The organism is Streptomyces sp. NPDC032472, from assembly GCF_040636955.1.
Taxonomy (GTDB): domain Bacteria; phylum Actinomycetota; class Actinomycetes; order Streptomycetales; family Streptomycetaceae; genus Streptomyces.
In genome coordinates, this window is record NZ_JBEZVK010000015.1 from 46,166 (window position 1) to 58,312 (window position 12,147).

The following is a 12,147-nucleotide window of genomic DNA, read 5'->3' on the forward strand; positions in this document are numbered from 1 at the left end:
GGCGCGGACGGCTAGCCTTTCCGGGTGTCCGCGCGCCCGTCCCCCCTCACCGACCCCGAGCAGCTCAAGGAGCTCCTCGGCATCCCGTTCACCCCCGAACAGCTGGACTGCATCACCGCCCCGCCCGCCCCGCAGGTCATCGTCGCCGGCGCGGGCTCCGGCAAGACCACCGTCATGGCCGCCCGTGTGGTCTGGCTGGTCGGCACCGGGACGGTCGCGCCCGAACAGGTCCTCGGCCTGACCTTCACCAACAAGGCCGCCGGCGAGCTGGCCGAGCGCGTACGGGGTGCCCTCGCGCGGGCCGGTGTCACCGACCCGGACCCTTCACCGGCCGACCATCCCGACGCGGTCGGCGGCGAGCCCCGCATCTCCACCTACCACGCCTTCGCCGGCCAGCTGCTGAAGGACCACGGCCTGCGCATCGGCCTGGAGCCCAGCGCCCGGCTGCTCGCCGACGCCACCCGCTTCCAGCTCGCCGCCCGTGTGCTGCGCGAGGCGCCCGGACCGTACCCGGCGCTGACGAAGTCGGTGCCCGACCTGGTCAGCGACGTGCTCGCGCTGGACGGGGAGCTCTCCGAGCACCTGGTCACCCCCGGGCGGCTGCGCGCGTACGACACCGCCCTGCTGGACGAGCTGGCCGGTGCCCGCCTCACCAACGACGACCTGCGCAAGGTCCCCGAGGCGGTCCGCGGCCGCCTGGAGCTGCTGGAGCTGACCGAGCGCTACCGCGCCGCCAAGCGCTCCCGCGACCTGCTCGACTTCAGCGACCAGATAGCCCTGTGCGCGGAGCTCGCCACGACCCGGCCCGAGGTGGGGGCGCTGCTGCGCGAGGAGTTCCGGGTGGTCCTGCTCGACGAGTACCAGGACACCTCCGTCGCGCAGCGGCTGCTGCTGTCCGGCCTGTTCGGCGGGGGCACCGGGCACGCCGTGACCGCCGTCGGCGACCCCTGCCAGGCCATCTACGGCTGGCGCGGGGCGTCCGTGGCCAACCTCGACGACTTCCCCGAGCACTTCCCGCACGCCGACGGCCGCCCGGCCACCCGGTTCTCGCTCAGCGAGAACCGGCGCAGCGGCGGCCGGCTCCTCGACCTGGCCAACGGGCTGGCCGCCCCGCTGCGGGCCATGCACGAGGGCGTCGAGGCGCTGCGGCCCGCGCCGGGCGAGGAGCGGGCGGGCTCGGTGCGCTGCGCGCTGCTGGCCACCCACGCCGAGGAGCTCGACTGGCTCGGCGATTCGGTCGCGCACCTGGTCCGCACCGGGACCGAGCCGCGTGACATCGCGGTGCTGTGCCGCTCGGCCGGGGACTTCGCGCAGATCCAGGCGGCGCTGGTGGCCCGGGACGTGCCGGTCGAGGTGGTCGGGCTGTCCGGGCTGCTGCACCTGCCCGAGGTCGCCGACCTGGTCGCGGTGTGCGAGGTGCTCCAGGACCCGGGGGCCAACGCCTCCCTCGTCCGGCTCCTGATCGGGCCGCGCTGGCGCATCGGCGCCCGCGACCTGGCCCTGCTGGGGCGGCGGGCGCGGCAGCTGGTCGGCCGGGCGGCGGGCGAGGTGGACCCCGACGGGCGGCTGGCCGCGGCCGTGGAGGGCGTGGACCCGGCGGAGGTCGTCTCGCTGGCCGATGCCCTGGAGACGTTCCTGGACGGCGCGGGCGGCGGCTCCGGCGCGGGGGAGGGCCCGGACGACCTGCCGTTCTCGGCGGCCGCCCGGGTCCGCTTCGCCCACCTCGCGCAGGAGCTGCGCGACCTGCGGCGCTCCCTCGCCGACCCGCTGATGGACGTGCTGCACCGGGTGCTGGCCGCGACCGGCCTGGACGTCGAGCTGTCGGCGTCGCCGCACGCGCTGGCCGCGCGCCGCCGCGAAACCCTGTCGTCGTTCCTGGACGTGGCCGCCGGCTTCGCCTCCCTCGACGGCGAGGCGTCGCTGCTGGCCTTCCTCGGGTTCCTGCGGACCGCCGTGCAGTACGAGAAGGGCCTCGACCACGCGCTCCCGGGCGGGGAGAACACGGTGAAGGTGCTCACCGCCCACAAGTCCAAGGGGCTGGAGTGGGACGTGGTCGTCGTCCCCGGCCTGTGCGCGGGCTCCTTCCCCAAGCAGAAGCCGCCGGAGGCCTGGACCTCCTACCCGAAGGTGCTGCCGTACGCGCTGCGCGGCGACGCCGCCACCCTGCCCGGGGATCCGGAGTGGACCTCGGCCGGCCTGAGCTCCTTCAAGGCCGCCCTGAAGGAGCACAAGGAGGTCGAGGAGCTCCGCCTCGGCTACGTCACGTTCACCCGCCCGCGCTCCCTGCTGCTGGCCTCCGGCCACTGGTGGGGCCCGACGCAGAAGAAGCGACGGGGGCCGTCGCCGTTCCTCCAGGCGCTGTACGCCCACTGCGTGGCGGGCCACGGCGAGATCGAGGCCTGGGCCCCGGAGCCGGACCCGGACGAGGAGAACCCCGCCCTGGCGGCCGGCTCGGCCCCCGACCACTCCTGGCCGCTGCCCCTGGACCCCGTGTCCCTGGCCCTGCGCCGGGAGGCGGCAGCCCTGGTCGAGTCCCACCTGGCAGCACCCGCCCCGGCGGCGGCCGAGGACCCGTACCTGTGGCCCCCGCACTGCGAGGACCCCTCCTACGCCGAGGAACCCTGGCCCACCGACGCCCCGCCGGAGCCGGCCGACGACCTGTGGTGGCCGGGTGACCCCTGGGCGGAGGCAGCCGCGCCCGCGGCCGGTCCGGACGCGCCGGTGGGAGACACCGGGGCCGACGACCTCCGGCTGCCCGCCGACGGCACCGGCGCGCCCGCGGCGGAGCGGGAGGGCGACCTGTGGCTGCCCGGCGAGCACCTCACCGACGCCGGTCGGGAAGCGGCCGTGCCCCGCTCCGGGGTCCGGGGCGGAGCCCCGGTTTCGGGAAGGGGCGGGGCGGGGAAGGAAGGCGCCCCCGGCAGCCCGCACGCCGGGCCGTGGCTCCCCGCGCCCACCTCGCCGGGGGACGACGCGGATCTGTGGCCGCCCGGCGACGCGGCAGCAGAGGCCGGGGACGCCCCCGCCGGGGCGCACGGGCTCAGTGCCGAGGAGGCACGCGCCGTAGCGTCCTGGGACCGGGACCTCGACGCCCTGGAGGGCGAGCTCCGCCGTGCCCGCGCAGCGGTCCGCGACGTCGAGCTCCCGTCCGCCCTCTCGGCGAGCCAGCTCCTGCGCCTCGCCGCCGACGAGTCCGGCTTCGCCCGCGACCTCGCCCGCCCCATGCCCAGGCCCCCCCAGCCGGCCGCCCGCCAGGGCACCCGCTTCCACGCGTGGGTGGAGTCCCGCTTCGAGGAGCTCCCGCTCCCGTTCCTCGACGTCCTCGACCCGGAGACCGGCTTGCCCGGCTCCGACCAGGACGTGGCCGACGAGGCCGACCTCGACGCCCTCAAGGCCGCCTTCGAGCGCAGCCCGTACGCGGAGCGGACCCCGTACCGCCTGGAGGTCCCGGTCCAGCTCACCCTGGCGGGCCGGGTGGTCCGCGGCCGGATCGACGCCGTGTACCGCGATCCGGAGCCCGGCGCCCCGTACGCGTACGAGGTCGTCGACTGGAAGACCGGCCGCACCACCGAGGCCGACCCCCTCCAGCTCGCGATCTACCGCCTGGCCTGGGCGGAGGCCACCGGCACCCCCCTCGACCGGGTCGGCGCCGCCTTCCTCCACGTCCGCAGCGGCCGGGTGGTCCGGCCCCGCAACCTGCCCGGACGGGCCCGCCTTGAGCGGATCCTCCAAGGCGGATCGGGCCCCGACAGCGGCCACCGGACGGGCAGATAGGCTCGTGGCATGAGCGACCTCCCGGCGGACAACGTCGTCCGCACGTACATCGACACGCACCGCACCGCCTTCCTCGAGGACCTCGCGGCGTGGCTGCGGATCCCCTCGGTCTCGGCGCAGCCCGAGCACGCGGACGACGTACGACGCAGCGCCGAGTGGCTCGCCGCCCACTTCAAGGAGACCGGCTTCCCGACCGCCGAGGTCTGGGAGACCGCCGGCGCGCCCGCCGTCTTCGCCGAGTGGCCCAGCCGGGACCCGCAGGCCCCGACCGTCCTGGTCTACGGCCACCACGACGTGCAGCCCGCCGCCCTGGCCGACGGCTGGCACACCGAGCCGTTCGAGCCCGTCGTCAAGGACGGCCGGATGTACGCGCGCGGCGCCGCCGACGACAAGGGCCAGGTGTTCTTCCACACCCTCGGCGTACGGGCCCACCTGGCCGCGACCGGCGCCGACGCCCCCGCCGTGAACCTGAAGCTGCTGATCGAGGGCGAGGAGGAGTCCGGCTCCGCGAACTTCCGCGCCCTGGTGGAGCGCGAGGCGGCCCGTCTCGCCGCCGACGTCGTGATCGTCTCCGACACCGGCATGTGGTCCGAGACCACCCCGACCGTGTGCACCGGCATGCGCGGCGTCGCCGACTGCGAGATCGACCTGCACGGGCCCGACCAGGACATCCACTCCGGCGCCTTCGGCGGGGCCGTGCCCAACCCGGCCACTGTCGCCGCCCGCCTGGTCGCGGCGCTGCACGACGCGGACGAGCGGGTCACGATCCCGGGCTTCTACGACAACATCGCCGAGCTGACGGACGAGGAGCGGGCGCTGATCGCCGAGCTGCCGTTCGACGAGGCGCAGTGGCTGCGCACCGCGAAGTCGCACGCGGCCGCCGGCGAGCGGGGCTACTCCACGCTGGAGCGCGTCTGGGCCCGCCCGACCGCCGAGGTCAACGGCATCGGCGGCGGCTACCAGGGCCCCGGCGGCAAGACCATCGTGCCCGCCTCCGCCCACCTGAAGCTGTCGTTCCGTCTGGTGTCCGGCCAGGACCCCTACGAGGTCGAGGCCGCCGTACGCGACTGGGTCGCGGCCCGCATCCCCGACGGAATCCGCCACTCCATCGTCTTCGGCGCCCCGACCCGCCCGTGCCTGACGCCGCTGGACCACCCGGCGCTGCAGTCCGTCGTACGGGCCATGGGCCGCGCCTTCGGCCAGAAGGTCCGCTTCACCCGCGAGGGCGGCTCCGGACCGGCGGCCGACCTGCAGGACGTGCTGTCCGCGCCCGTGCTGTTCCTCGGCATCTCGGTGCCGTCGGACGGCTGGCACTCGCCGAACGAGAAGGTCGAGCTGGACCTCCTCCTGAAGGGCGTCGAGACGGCCGCCTACCTGTGGAGCGACCTGGCCGCCACCTGGAAGCCCGCCTGAACCACCCGCGGCCGCACCGCCCGCGCCCGCGCCCGCACCGCCCGCCCGTCACGCGTCACCGAGCCTGCCCGTCCCAGCCACCGGGGGAGTTGGAAGTACCTGTGAGCATCCATACCGAGCACCCGATCTCGCTCGCCGCGCCCAGCGGGATCGACCGTGCCGCGCACCACCGCCTCGACGAGGCCTGGCTCGCCGCCGCGTGGAGCCACCCGACGACGCGGGTCTTCGTGGTCTCCGGCGGCCAGGTCCTGATCGACGACACCCCCGACGGGGGCACCGGGATCGTCATGACCCCGGCCTTCGAGGCCCCGCTCACCGAGACGCACCGCTACTTCCTGGGCACCGACGAGGACGGCGTACGGTACTTCGCGCTGCAGAAGGACGCCCTGCCGGGCCGCATGGACCAGTCGGCCCGCCCGGCCGGCCTGCGCGAGGCCGGGCTGCTGCTGTCCCCGCGCGACGCCGGGCTGATGGTGCACGCGGTGGCGCTGGAGAACTGGCAGCGGATGCACCGCTTCTGCTCGCGCTGCGGCGAGCGCACGGTGGTCGCGGCCGCCGGGCACATCCGCCGCTGCCCGGGCTGCGGTGCCGAGCACTACCCGCGCACCGACCCGGCGGTGATCATGCTGGTCACCGACGACCGGGACCGCGCGCTGCTGGGCCGACAGGTGCACTGGCCGGAGGGCCGCTTCTCGACGCTGGCCGGCTTCGTGGAGCCGGGCGAGTCCATCGAGCAGTCCGTCGTCCGCGAGGTCTGGGAGGAGGCGGGCGTGCAGGTCGGCGAGGTCGAGTACGTCGCCAGCCAGCCCTGGCCGTTCCCGTACAGCCTGATGTTGGGCTTCACCGCCCGGGCCGTCTCCTGCGAGATCAACGTCGACGGCGAGGAGATCGAGGAGGCCCGCTGGTTCTCCCGCGAGGACCTGCGCGCGGCGATCGAGTCCGGCGAGGTGCTGCCGCCGTCGGGGATCTCGATCGCGGCCCGGCTGGTCGAGCGCTGGTACGGCGAGCCGCTGCCCCGGCCGGCCGCGTAGCCGCGGCGCGAGGTTCGTCACCCCGCGAGGTTCGTCCACCCCGCGAGGTTCGTCACCACAGCGGAAGGCCCCCGCCTGGGGCGGGGGCCTTTCCGTGGCGCCGGCAGCGGGTCGCGGCGGACCCGGTCAGACGGCGAGCGCCTGCTGCACCTGGGCGAGGCTCGGGTTCGTCATGACCGACTCGGTGCCGGCGGGCGAGACGACGAGCACGGTGGGAACGGTCTGGTTCCCGCCGTTCGCCTTCTCGACGAACGCCGCGGACTCCGGGTCCAGCTCGATGTTGATCTCGTTGTACGCGATGCCTTCCCGGTCCAGCTGGGTCTTCAGCCGGCGGCAGTAGCCGCACCAGGTCGTGCTGTACATCGTCACGGAACCCGTGTCCTGCATGCTGCGCTCCTTCGTGGGTGGGTCTCTGGGCGTGGTGCCGAGTACTCGAACGTACGGGACCGGGGAGCCATTCCCGCACCCGCGGGGCGACCGGTACGTCAAGTACGACCGGCGGGGGTGCCCTGTGGATCGAAGGTCCCGCCCGCCGCACCGGACCTGGCAGCATGTTGGGGTGACAGCAGCAACGCACTTCCCGTCCTTCCCCGCCGGCGCCGAAGCGGCCGAGTCGGCCGACGCGGTGCTCCTGGGCCTGGACCCGGAGCAGCGCGAGGTCGCGACGACCCTGCGCGGGCCGGTGTGCGTGCTGGCCGGCGCCGGGACCGGCAAGACCCGGGCGATCACCCACCGCATCGCCTACGGCGTCCGGTCCGGGCAGCTCATGCCCGCCAGTGTGCTCGCCGTCACGTTCACCAACCGGGCCGCCGGCGAGATGCGCGGCCGCCTGCGCTCCCTGGGCGCGGGCGGGGTCCAGGCGCGGACCTTCCACTCCGCCGCCCTGCGCCAGCTGCAGTACTTCTGGCCCCGGGCGATCGGCGGGGACCTGCCCCGGCTCGTCGAGCGCAAGGTGCAGCTGGTCGCCGAGGCGGGGGCCCGCTGCCGGCTGCGGCTGGACCGCGGGGAGCTGCGCGACGTCACCGGCGAGATCGAGTGGGCGAAGGTAACCCAGACCGTGCCCTCCGACTATCCGGCGGCCGCCCTCAAGGCGGGCCGCGAGGCGCCCCGCGACATGGCCGAGATCGCCCAGATCTACGCCACGTACGAGCAGCTCAAGCGCGACCGCGCCATGATCGACTTCGAGGACGTGCTGCTGCTGACGGTCGGCATCCTCCAGGACCGGCACGACATCGCCGAGCAGATCCGCAGCCAGTACCAGCACTTCGTCGTCGACGAGTACCAGGACGTCAGCCCGCTCCAGCAGCGCCTGCTGGAGCTGTGGCTCGGCGACCGCGACAGCCTCTGCGTCGTCGGCGACGCCAGCCAGACGATCTACTCCTTCACCGGCGCCACCCCCGACCACCTGCTGGACTTCCGCACCCGCTACCCGAACGCCACCCTGGTCAAGCTGGTCCGCGACTACCGCTCCACCCCGCAGGTCGTCCACCTGGCCAACGGGCTGCTCGCCCAGGCCCGGGGCCGCGCCGCCGAGCACCGCCTGGAGCTGGTCTCGCAGCGCGAGCCGGGCCCCGCCCCGGTCTACGCCGAGTACGCCGACGAGCCCGCCGAGGCCGAGGGCGTCGCCGCCCGGATCCGGCAGCTGATCTCCGCCGGCGTCCCGGCCGGCGAGATCGCCGTGCTCTACCGCATCAACGCCCAGTCCGAGGTGTACGAGCAGGCCCTCGCCGACGCCGGGGTCCCCTACCAGCTGCGGGGCGCCGAGCGGTTCTTCGAGCGGGCCGAGGTGCAGAAGGCGCTCCTCGCGCTGCGCGGCGCTGCCCGCTCCGGCGGCAACGACCCGCTGCTCGACGACGTCGTCGAGCTCGGCTCCCAGGTCCGGGCCGTCCTCAGCTCCACCGGCTGGACCGCCGAGCCGCCCGCCGGCTCCGGCGCGGTGCGCGACCAGTGGGAATCGCTGGCCGCGCTGGTCCGCCTCGCCGAGGACTTCGCCCGCGCCCGGTCCGGTGCCACCCTCGCCGACCTCGCGATCGAGTTGGAGGAGCGCCGGGCCGCCCAGCACGCCCCGACGGTCCAGGGCGTCACCCTCGCCTCGCTGCACGCCGCGAAGGGCCTGGAGTGGGACGCGGTCTTCCTCGTCGGCCTGACCGACGGCATGGTGCCGATCACGTACGCCAAGACCGACGAGCAGATCGAGGAGGAGCGCCGGCTGCTCTACGTCGGCGTCACCCGTGCCCGGCACCACCTCACGCTCTCCTGGGGGCTCTCGCGCTCCCCGGGCGGCCGGGCGACCCGTCGGCCCAGCCGCTTCCTGAACGGCCTGCGGCCGGGCTCCGGCGCCCTCGCCCCGCGGGCCGGCGCCCCGGCCGCCGGGCCGGCCGCCCCAGGGCGCGGCCGCGCCCGCCGCAGCCCCGCCCGCTGCCGGGTCTGCGGCAGGACGCTGACCGAGGCCGGCGAGCTCAAGCTGCTGCGCTGCGAGGACTGCCCCTCGGACATGGACGAGGGGCTCTACGAGCGGCTGCGGGAGTGGCGCGCCGCCCGGGCCAAGGAGCAGGGACTGCCCGCGTACTGCGTGTTCACGGACAAGACCCTCATGGCGATCGCCGAGGCCGCACCGGGCGAGGACGGGGAGCTCGCCTCGATCCCCGGAGTGGGGGTCCGCAAGCTCGACCGGTACGGAGCCGATGTTCTGGCGATCTGCGCAGGTCAGGAACCCGGCGACGGCGCCGGGGCCGACGCGTAGAAACTCGTCGGAAAAATAGTTTGCACATGCCCGTCGGATCCCCATAGGTTCTTAGCAACGGAAACGGTGGCTTCACACGAAGCTCCGGATCCGTGCTGTACTTATCCGAATACGCATGGGACAGGCCCCCGGGCCCCCGTCCCCGAGACGCCGAGAGGAGGCGAGACCAGTGACCAGCTTCATGACCAGCACCAAAATGACCGATCGCTCGGTCGTCGCTTCCTGCACCCTCGGCTCCACCCTGCTCGGTTCCGTCTCCCTCCTCCCGCTCCCTGGTACCGGTCTGTCTGCGATTTCCGCCGGCAACCGCGCCATGGCGGCCGCGCCTGCCGCGCTGCTCGCGAGCGAGCGGAATGAGCGACCGACCCAGGCACCGGTGGCAGTACTGGCAGAAGCCCAGGCCCAGGCCTATGGCTTTGCCGCCGCGGCCGGTGCCGGAACGCAGACGAAGCAGACGAAGCAGACGAAGCACCAGCACGACCTGATGTGGGCCTTCCGTGGGCTCGAACCCTGGAGTGATCCAGCCTGATCCGATGATCAGGCCGGCGCCTTCAGGGCCGCGGAACCCCACCCGGGATCCGCGGCCCTTCTGTTTGCCCCCGAACGGGGGCCGGCAGCCCGAAGGAGCCTCGGGACTGGCAAGACCAGGTACCAGCCGCCCCCGGCCGACCCGGCCGGAACGACTAGACGAACAAGACGAGGAAGAAAACACCGTGCAACTCGAAGCGCACGCCCCGTCCGTACCGCAGACCCACACGATCTCCCCGCCCGCAGTCCCGGAGGACTCCACCTTGACTCCCCTCACCGCGCTCACCGCGCTCGACGACGCCATCGAGAACCTCGGCGTACCCGTCGCCTGCCGCACCTACGACCCCGAGGTCTTCTTCGCCGAGTCCCCGGCCGACGTCGAGTACGCCAAGTCCCTGTGCCGCACCTGCCCGCTGGTCGAGGCCTGCCTCGCCGGCGCGGTCGAGCGCCGCGAGCCCTGGGGTGTCTGGGGTGGCGAGCTCTTCGTCCAGGGTGTGGTCGTCGCCCGCAAGCGTCCCCGTGGCCGCCCGCGCAAGAACCCGGTTGCCTCGGCATGACCGCCATCGGAACCATCGACCGCCCCCTGACGCACGACCCCCTGAAGCAGGCCCCCATGACCGCCCACACGACGAGCGAGAAGCCGAACGGCTCCGCCACCGCAGACTTCATCACCGCCGGCGCGATCACCTCGCGTCAGAACAGGACCCGCGAAATGCAACTCATCCCAGAAGCCCTGGCCCGTGCACATATGGAGGACCGGATGCGTGAGGTCGACGCCGAGCGTCGCGCCCTGCGCCTGGTCGCCGCCCGCCGCATGCAGCGGCGAGCCGAGCGCGTCTCCCTGCGCGCCCGCCGTGCACTGGCGATGGCCGTCATGCACTGACGGCCACCGATCGCCGCCGACCGCCGCCGGCCGACAACGACCGCCGCCGGCCGACAACGACCGCCGCCGGCCGACAACGACCGCCGTCGGCCGGCGGCGCGGCAGCCTCCCGGGGGGACCGGTCCGAACGGACCGGTCCCCCCGGTGCGTTGCGGACCGCTCCGCGGCCCCGCGGGGATATCGTCTGGAGGTGGACCAGCCGACTCCCCATCCCGCCTCGCCGGGACCCGAGGCGCAGCCCGTCGTCTGCGCGCGCTGCGGCACCCGGGCCCCCGACAACGTCGCCCCGCCGACCTGGACCTGCTCCGTGGAGAACGGTGCCAGACAGTACTTCTGCGTGGACTGCGCGCGCGCCAACCTCCGGGCGATCGAGGGCCGCCTCGACTCGTCCTGGTGGTGACCGACCCGGTACGCAGCCCCCGTCCGCTCACTCCGGCGGCAGGAACCCCGGGAGCCAGGCCTCCAGTTCGGCCCGCAGCCGCACCGTCGACCCCAGCTGGCAGAGCACCCCGATCGTGCTCAGCGTGACCCGGTGGATCAGCAGGTACGAGGGCGGCAGGTTGATCTGCCGACCCAACTGGTGGGCGGGGGAGCGGGGATCGGCTATGCGGGCCGCCTGCCCGCGCAGCCACGACCGGGTGAAGGTGAACTCCTCGGCCTCGGCCGGCTCGATGATCGGCCGCAGGTAGTCGAGCACCGCCTCCGGGGCCAGCTCTATGGACTCCCGCACGAACCCTTCGGCGCGCAGGTGCCCGTAGATCCCCTCGGCGTCCCCCTCCAGCGTCATCCGCAGCGAGGTGCCGATCGGCTTGGGCCACCCGCCCGGCAGCCGGTCGACCGTGCCGAAGTCCAGCACGCCCAGCCGCATCCGACCGTCCGGCCCCGTCAGCAGCCGGAAGTTCCCCGGGTGCGGATCGGCGTGCAGGAGCCCCGTGCGCGCGGGCCCCGTGAAGAGGAACCGGGCCAGCAACTGCCCCGCGCGGTCGCGCTCCTCCTGCGTGCCGTCGGATATCACCTCCGACAGCGGGGTCCCCTCCAACCACTCCGTCACCAGCACCTGATCGCCCTGGTGCACGACATCCGGTACTACCACGTCCGGATCGCCCTCGAACGCATCGGCGTGGGTGCGCTGCGCCTCGGCCTCCAGCTCGTAGTCCAGCTCCTCCACGACGCGCTCGCGCATCTCCTGGATCAGGGGTTTGAGATCCATGCCGGGAACGAGCGGCCCCAGCAGCCCCGCGAACCGGCCCAGTTGCTTCAGGTCCGACACCAGCGCCTCCCCGGCTCCCGGGTACTGGACCTTGACCGCGACCTGCCGGCCGTCGTGCCACACCGCCCGGTGCACCTGCCCGATCGAGGCCGCCGCGGCCGGCTTGTCCTCGAACTCCTCGAACAGATCCCGCCAATCGGCACCCAGCCGCTCCGCCAGAACCTGGTGCACCGTCTGCGCGGGCAGCGGCGGAGCCGCCTCCTGCAGCTTGGTCAGCGCCGCCCGGTACGGCCCGGCGAAGTCCTCGGGCAGCGCCGACTCGAAGACCGACAGGGCCTGCCCCACCTTCATGGCACCGCCCTTCAACTCCCCGAGCGTGCGGAACAGCTGATCGGCAGTGCGCTGCTGGATCTCCCGCGCCACGATCTCCGCCGACTTGCCCCCGATCCGTTTCCCGAGCCCCCAGGTGGCCCGACCCGCTATGCCGAGCGGCAGAGCGGCCAGTTTGACGGTCCGGGTGACCGCCTTCCGGGGAAGATCAGACATGCGCCCCTCCAATTCCCAG

At 74.1% G+C, this 12,147-nt stretch carries 10 protein-coding genes; 8 read left to right on the forward strand and 2 right to left on the reverse strand.

Going from position 1 to position 12,147, the window contains the following annotated elements; all coding sequences use genetic code 11:
- Positions 1–24 precede the first annotated feature (24 nt).
- The 3 genes from AB0F11_RS12325 to nudC all read left to right on the forward strand — a co-directional run bounded on the left by AB0F11_RS12325 (position 25) and on the right by nudC (position 6,218).
- Positions 25–3,774, forward strand: a complete 3,750-nt coding sequence (locus AB0F11_RS12325) for an ATP-dependent DNA helicase (protein ID WP_362171317.1) — start codon at positions 25–27, stop codon at positions 3,772–3,774.
- A gap of 9 nt (positions 3,775–3,783) precedes the next feature.
- Positions 3,784–5,187, forward strand: a complete 1,404-nt coding sequence (locus AB0F11_RS12330; RefSeq protein WP_362171320.1) for a dipeptidase — start codon at positions 3,784–3,786, stop codon at positions 5,185–5,187.
- Positions 5,188–5,276: 89 nt separating this feature from the next.
- On the forward strand, positions 5,277–6,218 hold the full coding sequence (nudC, locus tag AB0F11_RS12335) for an NAD(+) diphosphatase (RefSeq protein ID WP_361908709.1): 942 nt from the start codon (positions 5,277–5,279) through the stop codon (positions 6,216–6,218).
- 126 nt (positions 6,219–6,344) lie between these two features.
- Here the strand turns inward: nudC and AB0F11_RS12340 are convergent, their stop codons facing one another.
- Positions 6,345–6,605, reverse strand: coding sequence for a mycoredoxin (locus tag AB0F11_RS12340; RefSeq protein ID WP_361908712.1), 261 nt, complete (start codon positions 6,603–6,605; stop codon positions 6,345–6,347).
- Positions 6,606–6,777: 172 nt separating this feature from the next.
- Here AB0F11_RS12340 and AB0F11_RS12345 point away from each other — a divergent pair, with 172 nt between their 5' ends.
- From AB0F11_RS12345 to AB0F11_RS12365, 5 genes are all read left to right on the forward strand, one after another.
- The gene (locus AB0F11_RS12345; protein WP_362171324.1) at positions 6,778–8,961 is read left to right on the forward strand and encodes an ATP-dependent DNA helicase UvrD2; all 2,184 of its coding nucleotides are present in this window, start codon (positions 6,778–6,780) and stop codon (positions 8,959–8,961) included.
- Positions 8,962–9,130: 169 nt separating this feature from the next.
- Entirely contained in the window at positions 9,131–9,490 is a 360-nt protein-coding gene (locus AB0F11_RS12350) for a hypothetical protein (protein ID WP_362171327.1), read from the forward strand.
- Between the two features lie 184 nt (positions 9,491–9,674).
- Positions 9,675–10,046: a WhiB family transcriptional regulator gene (locus tag AB0F11_RS12355; protein WP_361908720.1), complete on the forward strand. Its 372-nt coding sequence runs from the start codon at positions 9,675–9,677 to the stop codon at positions 10,044–10,046.
- Positions 10,043–10,372, forward strand: coding sequence for a hypothetical protein (locus AB0F11_RS12360; protein ID WP_362171330.1), 330 nt, complete (start codon positions 10,043–10,045; stop codon positions 10,370–10,372). The genes AB0F11_RS12355 and AB0F11_RS12360 overlap by 4 nt, the downstream gene beginning before the upstream one ends.
- Before the next feature lie 190 nt (positions 10,373–10,562).
- Positions 10,563–10,772, forward strand: coding sequence for a hypothetical protein (locus AB0F11_RS12365; protein ID WP_362171333.1), 210 nt, complete (start codon positions 10,563–10,565; stop codon positions 10,770–10,772).
- 27 nt (positions 10,773–10,799) lie between these two features.
- Here the strand turns inward: AB0F11_RS12365 and AB0F11_RS12370 are convergent, their stop codons facing one another.
- Positions 10,800–12,128: an AarF/ABC1/UbiB kinase family protein gene (locus AB0F11_RS12370; protein ID WP_362171336.1), complete on the reverse strand. Its 1,329-nt coding sequence runs from the start codon at positions 12,126–12,128 to the stop codon at positions 10,800–10,802.
- Between the last annotated feature and the right edge of the window lie 19 nt (positions 12,129–12,147).

What these genes read in the sequence shown, in the direction of transcription:
- AB0F11_RS12330 (WP_362171320.1), top strand. Translation starts at nt 3,784, where the DNA reads ATGAGCGACCTCCCGGCGGACAACGTCGTCCGCACGTACATCGACACG.
- AB0F11_RS12340 (WP_361908712.1), bottom strand. Translation starts at nt 6,605, where the DNA reads ATGCAGGACACGGGTTCCGTGACGATGTACAGCACGACCTGGTGCGGC.
- AB0F11_RS12360 (WP_362171330.1), top strand. Translation starts at nt 10,043, where the DNA reads ATGACCGCCATCGGAACCATCGACCGCCCCCTGACGCACGACCCCCTG.
- AB0F11_RS12370 (WP_362171336.1), bottom strand. Translation starts at nt 12,128, where the DNA reads ATGTCTGATCTTCCCCGGAAGGCGGTCACCCGGACCGTCAAACTGGCC.